At 44.6% G+C, this 8,728-nt stretch carries 10 protein-coding genes; 3 read left to right on the top strand and 7 right to left on the bottom strand.

Features of this window, described 5'->3' with window-relative positions; all coding sequences use genetic code 11:
* Positions 1-12 precede the first annotated feature (12 nt).
* On the bottom strand, positions 13-366 hold the full coding sequence (locus PHF32_08010) for a hypothetical protein (GenBank protein MDD4560660.1): 354 nt from the start codon (positions 364-366) through the stop codon (positions 13-15).
* Positions 367-581: 215 nt separating this feature from the next.
* On the opposite strand from PHF32_08010, the gene PHF32_08005 reads away from it, so the two are divergent.
* The 3 genes from PHF32_08005 to PHF32_07995 are packed head-to-tail and all read left to right on the top strand — an operon-like array spanning position 582 to position 3,091.
* Positions 582-1,265, top strand: coding sequence for a response regulator transcription factor (locus PHF32_08005; protein ID MDD4560659.1), 684 nt, complete (start codon positions 582-584; stop codon positions 1,263-1,265).
* Positions 1,266-1,268: 3 nt separating this feature from the next.
* Entirely contained in the window at positions 1,269-2,600 is a 1,332-nt protein-coding gene (locus tag PHF32_08000) for an ATP-binding protein (GenBank protein MDD4560658.1), read from the top strand.
* 2 nt (positions 2,601-2,602) lie between these two features.
* The gene (locus PHF32_07995; protein ID MDD4560657.1) at positions 2,603-3,091 is read left to right on the top strand and encodes a sigma-70 family RNA polymerase sigma factor; all 489 of its coding nucleotides are present in this window, start codon (positions 2,603-2,605) and stop codon (positions 3,089-3,091) included.
* 129 nt (positions 3,092-3,220) lie between these two features.
* Here the strand turns inward: PHF32_07995 and phoU are convergent, their stop codons facing one another.
* From phoU to PHF32_07965, 6 genes are all read right to left on the bottom strand, one after another.
* On the bottom strand, positions 3,221-3,865 hold the full coding sequence (phoU, locus tag PHF32_07990; protein MDD4560656.1) for a phosphate signaling complex protein PhoU: 645 nt from the start codon (positions 3,863-3,865) through the stop codon (positions 3,221-3,223).
* A gap of 22 nt (positions 3,866-3,887) precedes the next feature.
* Positions 3,888-4,646, bottom strand: coding sequence for a phosphate ABC transporter ATP-binding protein PstB (gene pstB / locus PHF32_07985; protein MDD4560655.1), 759 nt, complete (start codon positions 4,644-4,646; stop codon positions 3,888-3,890).
* Positions 4,640-5,494: a phosphate ABC transporter permease PstA gene (gene pstA / locus PHF32_07980; protein MDD4560654.1), complete on the bottom strand. Its 855-nt coding sequence runs from the start codon at positions 5,492-5,494 to the stop codon at positions 4,640-4,642. The genes pstB and pstA overlap by 7 nt, the downstream gene beginning before the upstream one ends.
* Positions 5,491-6,366, bottom strand: coding sequence for a phosphate ABC transporter permease subunit PstC (gene pstC / locus PHF32_07975; protein ID MDD4560653.1), 876 nt, complete (start codon positions 6,364-6,366; stop codon positions 5,491-5,493). Before pstC ends, pstA begins: the two co-directional genes overlap by 4 nt.
* A gap of 83 nt (positions 6,367-6,449) precedes the next feature.
* A complete protein-coding gene (locus PHF32_07970) occupies positions 6,450-7,259 on the bottom strand; it encodes a PstS family phosphate ABC transporter substrate-binding protein (protein MDD4560652.1) in 810 nt (269 codons plus the stop codon).
* A gap of 17 nt (positions 7,260-7,276) precedes the next feature.
* Positions 7,277-8,395, bottom strand: a complete 1,119-nt coding sequence (locus tag PHF32_07965) for a hypothetical protein (protein ID MDD4560651.1) — start codon at positions 8,393-8,395, stop codon at positions 7,277-7,279.
* Between the last annotated feature and the right edge of the window lie 333 nt (positions 8,396-8,728).

Here is an 8,728-nt window from a genome sequence, read left to right as displayed (position 1 = left end):
CTACCACGCTAGTCATAACGGTTGTGCCATATTTTCCGGTATGTGCATGGAAGATGTACGGGTAAAAGAAGATAGAGTCCGGGGAGTAGTGGTAAACTGGACTCCCATAAAACGCCTGGATATGCACTTGATGCTATACTCTCCCCGCAGGCCAGTATGCAAGCTGCGCCCCTGAGCCTGTTTAAGATACACATCGATTCGCACATCTTCCAGCCCTGTTCCATCTATAGCTCTGAACACATCACCAATCTGCCCCATGGGCATCACTTCAGAGTTGTGGCTGAAAAAGCTTCCATAAAGTCCTGAGACCATTATTAGAAAGGCCATGATACATACCGTAAACATCCCCTGTTGCTTTCTGGACATCATTTTCTCCCATAATTAACATAGAATCCAAGTTTTTGTGCCAAAGGATATTCAGTCAAGTAAAAGACTCTATGGTTTGTTGAGTTCTACCTCTGATGTCCGATAAAGCATGATATTAAAAGCAAAACCTCTGTGTTAAGAAGAATTAACCAAAAAAAACTTGCTCTAAAAACCACATTTGGCTGATGTGGAAAAAAACCAAACAGGATAGCAGAATGCAAAAAATGATCTACATTGTGGAAGACGAAGCTGATATCGCCGAACTAATTGCCATCAAGCTGCAAAGCGCGGGTTTCGATACTCGCGTATTCTGTCACGGAACGCCTATGCTGCAAGCTTTGGAAAGCATACCATGCGACCTTCTGGTCTTGGATCTGATGCTCCCGGATATTGATGGGATGCAGATATGCTCTCGCATCCGTGAGCATCCCAAATATAAAGCTCTGCCGATTGTAATGCTTACTGCCCGAGTTGATGTCACCGACAAAGTGAAAGGACTGAACATGGGTGCAGACGACTATCTAGGCAAACCATTTGAAGGACGTGAACTGGTAGCGAGAGTAAAAGCAGTTTTGCGTCGCAGCGAAACCAACTCCACCATTCAGGAGATCATCGTGGAACCATCCTTAAAGCTTGATCTGAATCGGTATGAAGTGAGTATAGATCAAGAACGTATCGATCTCACTCTCACAGAGTTCCGCATCCTGAAGCTATTGGTAAGCAACCCGGGAAAAGTGTATTCCCGTTCAAGTATTCTGGATCATTTGTGGGGCACAGATAAAATTGTAATCGAGCGCAGCGTGGATGTTCACATCAAAAATCTGCGTGAAAAGATCAGCGATTATTCCCGTTATATCCAAAATGTCCGTGGAGTAGGATACTGCTTCTCAAAGAACTAGATGATGGAAAAACGCAGCTTTAATCGCAGTTTGGTGCTACTGAACATCTTGAATCTGGCTCTACTTAATGCATTGCTTTTGATCGGTGCTGGTATCAATACAATCTTGCTGATAATGACCCTTAGCACAGCAGCGATATTGATCTTTTCCTTGATCGTCTTCAATCGCCAGCTTCACCGTATCAACGATGCTGCCAAACGCATCTCCCGAGGTGAAGAAACTAGCTCTTTACCGGATCTGGAGGTAGCGGAATTCGATGAATTGGGTAGAACTTTGAACCGTGTACTCTCACAAAAGGATAGCACAATTGGACATCTGGCAGCCCACAGAGAAGAGTTGCGCTTGCTGATCTCCTCAAATGAAGATCCTCTCTGGGCTTTGGATCCCGAAGGCAGAGTGCTGTGGACCAATCTCTCCTTCCAAGCCCTTTTCCCCGCTATAGGCGACAAAAAGAAAACCTACTATTGGGAGCTTATCCGCGATCCTTTACTGCTGGATTTTCTGCATGAATTTCCTCAGAGCGATGCCAAAGAGCTGCGTGAATTTTGTATTGACGACCACTACTATCTGCTTAGCGCTGCCACAGACGCCAAAAGGGAACGCCGTGTATTTATGCTGCAAAGTATTGATGATCTACGTGCTGCACAGCTGATGAAGCGTGATTTCATCGTAAACCTTGCCCACGAACTACGTACTCCCCTTACTGCCATCAAGGGTTTTACCGAAGCTTTGGAGGATGATGGAGCAAACCAGGAACGCTATCTGAAAATCATCCAAAACCACACCGACAGGCTGATTCATCTGATTGCTGATCTGGAAGATCTGATTCGTTTGGAACGCGGACTGGGCCTGAATATTCAGGAAGTAAAAGCGGCGGAATTGATGGGCAATATCAATCTGATTTTAAAACCTATGACCGATGCTGCAGGACTGGACCTAAGTATTCATCTGGAACCTTACGACGGGGTATGCTTTCTGGATCCATTCAAGTTTGAACAAGTCTTTATCAATCTGGCCCAAAACTCCATCCGCCACACCAAAAAAGGAGGAATCAAGATTCATGTCTGGCAGGATTCAGACTTGTTTCACGTGAATTTCAGTGATACAGGTGAAGGCATAGATCCCAAAGATCAAACCCGCATATTTGAACGCTTCTGGGTGGGCGAACGCTCTCGAAACCGTTCTAAAGGAGGCACGGGTTTGGGGTTGGCAATAGTAAAGCACATTGTTGCCATGCACGGCGGTAGCATCCTGGTGGAAAGTGATATCGGACAGGGAACCAGCTTCCGGATCACAATCCCACAAATTTTTCCTGACCCTCATATCTGGAGATAAGCATGGATCCCGAACTCATCGTACGAAAATTCGAAGGCATGGTAATAAACCTGGCAAAGCGTCATTTCTGTGGGAAACCCGACTTTGAAGACTTGGTTCAGGAAGGAATGCTTGGACTTCTGGAAGCAAACAACCGCTATGATCCTTCGAAGGGCACAAAATTTTCCACCTACGCATACTACTGGATCGAAAAGCGCATCCTTGCTGCATTAGAGTTGGAACTATCATTTCAAAAACGCACTAGCGCGATGGAAATTGAAGACAAGGTAGATACTAACACTGATGTAGAACTTGTGCAGGAAGGGCTGTACCTGCCTGAAAGCATTCCGGAAATCGAACGGAAGATATTGATGCTTTGCTATTCTCAAAGCTATAGCATCAAAGAAATCGCCCAAATCCTGCAACTCAGTACAGAACGTGTAAAGCAACTCCGGGGCAAAGCCTTACGCAGATTGCGGGCATTGCATAAGCAGCAGGATAGTCGATCATAAAAACCGTTTCTTTGCTTCAGCCAAGCTTCAATACAAAGATACACCGATAATGATACATAGTATAGCTTAATCATCGCACATTTATGCGACATACACCACAGCAAGGGGGGAATTACAGTACGGGATCACCTACCCCAGATGTTTTATCACCTTACCCTGCACCAGAAAGACAGTGTTTTCAGCGATATTCGTAGAAAGATCCGCAATACGCTCGAGGTTCTTAGAGATTCGTAGCAAATGCATGTAAGTATCTATATATGAAGGATTTTCTTTCATAAGACCTATCAGAGTGCTATGCATCACACGATTCAGGTCATCCACTACGCTATCGTCCACACACACTCTACGTGCCAGATCCACATCACGATCAATGAACGCAGAGATACTCTGATGCAGCATTTCGATCGCCTTTTTATTCATGCGAATCAGATCCGGCAAGTATCCGGCAATGGGTTCCCCACAAATGGCATTTGCGCTTTCAGCGATATTCACTGCCTGATCAGCTAAACGTTCAAGATCGTTATTGATCTTGAAAAACATCAGAACGGAACGCAAATCTGCCGCTTCGGGCTGATATAGAGCGATCAGCGAAGTACAAAAGGTGTCTATTTCCACTTCCAAACGATTCACTCTGTCTTCCAAAAGCATAATCGAGTTCAGATTGCAAGAATTGCCGTTATGTAAAGCGTTCATGGACGTAATCACCATCTTTTCAACCAACACAGCTTCATCGAGAAGCATTTTTTTCAATTCATTCAATTTGTTATTCAACATGCGTTTGTCCTTTTTTCGGGTATCAACCGAATACTCCAGTAAGATAAGCTTCTGTGCGAGGATCCTGCGGGACAGTAAAAACCTGCGAGCTTTCGCCAAATTCCACCAAATCTCCCAGATACATAAAGGCTGTGTAATCCGAGATTCGCCCTGCCTGAGCAATGTTATGAGTTACAATCAATATAGTTACTTGATCTTTCAGCGCCAGGCATAGTTCTTCAATTTTTGCTGTGGACTGCGGATCCAACGCTGATGTAGGTTCGTCCAAAAGCAAGATCGAGGGCCCGTTTGCCAAAGCGCGGGCTATGCATAGTCGTTGCTGTTGACCGCCAGAAAGTGCCATTGCAGAGCTATGAATGCGATCTCTTACTTCTTCCCAAAGCCAGGCATCTTTGAGGCTTTTCTCTACTCTGTCCGATATCTCAGATTTTTTGTATTTGCCTTGGATTTCTAATCCATAAGCAACGTTGTTGAAGATGGATTTTGGAAAGGGATTTGGCTTTTGAAACACCATCCCCACTCTTGTTCGAATCGACGATACATCAGCTTTAGGATCGTAAATATCTTCTTCGTTCAAAAAGATGCTACCTTCCACTTTTGCATTTGGAATCAGATCGTTCATGCGGTTAAAACAGCGGAGAAGGCTGGATTTCCCGCAACCTGAAGGACCGATCATAGCAGTGATTTTGTGGGTATGAAGGCTTATATTGATGTCGTGTAGAACGTGATTTTGCCCGAAATATAGCTGCAAATGATGTGTGCGAATATGAGCATTTACCATTGTTTGTTTCTCCTCATATGATAACGAATTGCGATAGCGATAGATGATACTCCCAACACCAAAAAGAGCAACACCAATGCACTGCCATAGGCTATGGGAACTTGCTGGGTGGCTTTTGAACCTTCGGTAACTAAAGCAAAAATATGATATGGCAGAGCCATTACTTCATCACTCAAAGAGTTTGGCAGCTTTCGTGAATAGAAGGTTGCAGCTGTAAACATAATAGGAGCAGTCTCTCCAGCAACGCGACCTATGCTGATGATAACCCCGGTGAGTATATTTGGCAACGCGGAAGGAAGCACCACTCGAATGATAGTTGTGCTTTTCTGCGCTCCTAAGGCGATGGAAGCTTCGGTGAAATCTGCAGGGACACTTTGCAGAGCTTCTTCGGTGGTGTTTATAATCAGCGGTAATGCCAATACCGATAGCGTCAACGCACCGCTGATGAGAGATACATCCAGAGAAAACATGTTTACAAATACAGCCATACCAAATAATCCGTAGATAATCGAAGGGACCCCTGCCAAAGTATTTATCGCAAGCCTTACCATGTTTACAAACCACATTGGCTTGCCGTAGCAAAACAGATAGATCGCACAGAATATGCCCAGAGGAAGAGCAATCAGTATCGACAGCAAGGTCAGCCAGAATGTACCGACAATAGCTGGAAATATTCCGCCTTCAGTCATACCGGAACGAGGCGTTTCACTGATAAAACTCCATGAAATCACTCCTATCCCTCTACTGAAAATACTACCTAAAAAGATGAAAAGCATCAGGGCAGTGATTATAAAAAGTAAGGCCATCAGTAGCTTGCCGGATATATTAGCAAGATATCTTAATTTCATTTTACCTTCCGTTTTAGAAAGACCAAGTCCGCTACCAGATTGATGACAAAGGTGATAATAAACAGCAGTCCCGCAATGGCAAAAAGCACGCGATAATGAAGGTCACCGATAACAGTTTCGCCCATTTCAGCGGCGATAGTGGAGGTTAGAGGGCGAATAGAGTCAAAAATGCTTTTAGGAATTTGCGCTGATCCACCTGCTACCATCAAGACAACCATAGTCTCTCCAATGGCGCGACCAAAACCCTGCAATACAGAGCCGACAATGCCTCGTCGTGCAGCTGGAACCACTACCTTTGCGATAGTTTCCCAGGAAGTAGCACCAAGCGCCAATGAGGCTTCACGTAGCTGTTTGGGAACGTTTGCGAGTGCATCCTCACTCATGCTGGAGATAATCGGTAACACCATCAGACCCAGAATAATTGAAGTACTAAAGAGATTGAGTCCTGTATTCAGATTGATAAGTTCACGCACAAATGGTGCCAATACCATCATACCAAATAGCCCATATACGACACTGGGGATAGCAGCCAACAGTTCAACTATCGGTTTGGCGATTTCTTTCAGTCTCGGTGTGGCTATCTCCGAAATGAAAATTGCACTGCCCAAGCCCAGAGGAACCGCAATCATCAGCGCACCCAGTGTGACCAGAAGAGATCCAATAAGGAGATACAGGACGCCAAACTGAGGAGTCTCGGCATGAGTGGGATACCAAGCACTGCCGAAGATAAAATCCCCGATCGATATAGTGCAAAACAGAGGAATGCCCTCCCGAAAGACACTGAATATGATGCCAAATACAGCTGCCAGACTGAAGAGTGCTGCTGTGTGAGTGATGCCAACGAAAGCTTTTTCGCGTACTTGCATAACCATACTTTCCTTTGCAAATAGCCGCTATTTCCCGGTTGATCCCCCACTAAGAGTCAGAGAACACCGGGAACGCGACTATAAGGGATTTACTTGATGGAGATAAAACCTTGTTCTTCTACAATCTTCTGCCCTGCATCGGACTGTAGCCAACCAATAAAACTACCTACACCGCCGGTGGCTTTACCATTAGTGTACATATATAGCTTTCGACTTAGTTTATAACTACCGTCTTTTACCGAAGATTCTGATGGAGTAATATTCTCTACACTAACTACTTTTACGTCGCTATTGATGTATCCCAGCCCGGTATAACCAATTCCTCCGGGAGTAGAACCCACAGCACTAACCACAGCATTATTTGATGCCAAAAGCTGAGCTGAAGCGGCTACTTTAGCTCCGTTTAGGGCTTTCTCATTGAACACTTCAAAGGTTCCTGAAGCAACATCGCGAGAAACTACTACGATGGGTAAGGAAGGACCGCCAAGTTCTTGCCAATTTGTGATCTTTCCGGTGTAAACATCCCTGATCTGGGTGATGCTTAAGTCTCTTATTGGATTGCTTTTGTGCACCACAATTGCGATGCCGTCGTTAGCGACAACGTAAGTAGTGGGATTGATCCCCTTTGCTTTGCAGGCAGAAATCTCTTTACTCTTGATCGGACGCGATGAATTGGCAATCTGCACTGTGCCATTTTGTAAAGCCGCGATACCTACGCCTGAACCTCCACCGCGGACGGAGATATTATATTCGGGGTGGCTATCCATAAATGCTTCCGCACCTGCTTGGGCGATGGGCAACACGGTTGTTGATCCGGAGCAAGTGATCTGTCCTTTTTTGGCATAGGCAAAACTAAGGCTGAGAATGACTATCAGTAAGATAATTATGTAGTTACGCATGATGTACCTTCCTTATTCTATAATGCGTGAGAAAAGCGCCACTTAAGCTGCGCCATTAAAGTGAAACTATCTTTTAATTCATTAGCGTATATCGGTGCAGAATTGTCTTCATCATAGCTCTTGTGAGTGGCATTTAACTGCAGTTGCATGGATGGCACGTAGCTATCGTTGTGCATAAAATTGTAATTGATACCTGCAGTAAGGGCATTTGAGAGGTGTTTATCCGAAGCGTTGTCGGTGGCATCCCAGCGGTCGTATCGGCCCAGGATCTGGATATCTTGGTCGATGTAGTTCCGCAGATTGAAGATTGGAATAATCGAGATACCGGAAGCGTTGTAATCCTTGCTGCCATCTTCTATATTTGGGTATTCTACATTCTTTGAAAAGTATTCTGCCATCACGTCTAGAGGACCCACTACAAACCGAGCCAGTACATCAGCCAAAAACTGATTCTGGTAACCTGGGACAGGGATATCTGTGTCGATATCATACTCACGTTCCACACTGTTTGTCATCACAGAAGCACCCAATGTAAGACCAGCAAGAGGAGTAAGGCGCAGGTTTGCCAAGCCTTCAAAACGGGTGTTGCCTTTCAAGTTTGCTCCATAGTTCTTATAGCCTTCGCCATTATACATACCTATGGCATACTCACCCCATCCGGAGGGAAGATAGCCGTTTATCGAGACACCGTAGTCGGCGGAATTTACCAACTTGTATTCATCCACCGGTGCTTTGCCTATGAGGTTGTAATCCCAGTCGTAGATTGATCCAAAGAACACTTTTTGCAATCCCACACTTAGTTTTAGGTCCTGGATCGGGATCAGATTACCAAAATCCAGAAAGGCATATTTCAGTTTTAGTCCAGCACCATTCTTCTGATCGTCTGTGGAGAATACATCTACGGTAAATCTGGCAGATGTATTTTCGCTGAATTTGGTTTTCAGATCCACATAACCACGCTCCAGAGCCATAGCGTTTGCTTTTGTAATGGTTCTGCGGTCTGCAGCGCTGGTTCCGGTAGTCATAGTCCAGCGGCCCCATAATTCAGTGCTCAGTGTGCTTTCCGCTGCCATCGCGGCTAGTGGAAGAATCATCAATAGTGCTAATACAAGGCTTTTGTAAACCCAGTGTTTCATTACTATCTCCTTATTTAGGTTTTTGCGTCAATGCGCTACACTTAGATTATACCTATCTTTTGTTAGGCTTATATAAGGACTGTGTTAAGTTTTGGTAAAGCCATTGTCTTTCTCTTCTGCAGTAAGTTTATTCTGACTTTTAGGGAAGAGATTCTACAAAACATTAGGCAAATAAGCGAAATTCAGCAGGAACATTGATTGTTCCAAACTAGTAGATCGTTCTATTAATTATGTTGCGTAATTAGGGTTATCGATTATCTTCTCACTATCAAAGAAAACATTGTGGGAGATATCAATGGGAAAGCCAAGTACACGAGCCAAGATAGTGATGAC

The organism is Candidatus Cloacimonadota bacterium (assembly GCA_028706475.1).
GTDB lineage: Bacteria > Cloacimonadota > Cloacimonadia > Cloacimonadales > Cloacimonadaceae > UBA5456.
Note: the sequence above shows the minus strand (reverse complement) of the source record. Positions and strands in the feature narration are given on the sequence as shown.